The sequence below is a fragment of the Micrococcus sp. GbtcB5 genome, assembly GCF_019091605.1.
GTDB classification, from domain to species: Bacteria; Actinomycetota; Actinomycetes; order Actinomycetales; family Micrococcaceae; genus Micrococcus; species Micrococcus luteus.
In genome coordinates this window covers 1-265 of record NZ_JAGXJK010000222.1, presented here as the reverse complement: position 1 = coordinate 265, position 265 = coordinate 1, and the positions used below count along the sequence as shown (strand labels likewise).

Annotated in this window: 1 pseudogene; it reads left to right on the top strand. The window is 60.0% G+C overall.

The window, feature by feature from the left end:
• Window positions 1-26: 26 nt before the first annotated feature.
• Window positions 27-265 (top strand): annotated as a pseudogene (locus KVS67_RS12120) (ABC transporter); the annotation flags it as partial.

Here is a 265-nt window from a genome sequence, read left to right as displayed (position 1 = left end):
TGCACGAGATCCTAAACTTCGGCATCATGCTCCTGCTGGCGCGGCTCAGCACCCTCCTTCCGGATGTGAGCCGCATGGTGCCGTTCGTGTCCCGTCTTCTGGTGTACGGCTCCGGAGTCATTTTTCCGATAACGCGTTTCACGGACAACCACCCCGCCCTCCATGCGATCATCCAACTCAACCCGTTGTATGTACTGATCACGATGTACCGTCAGGTCATCATCGAGGGGGTGACGCCGCCGGCGTCGAGCTGGGCGATGCTCGC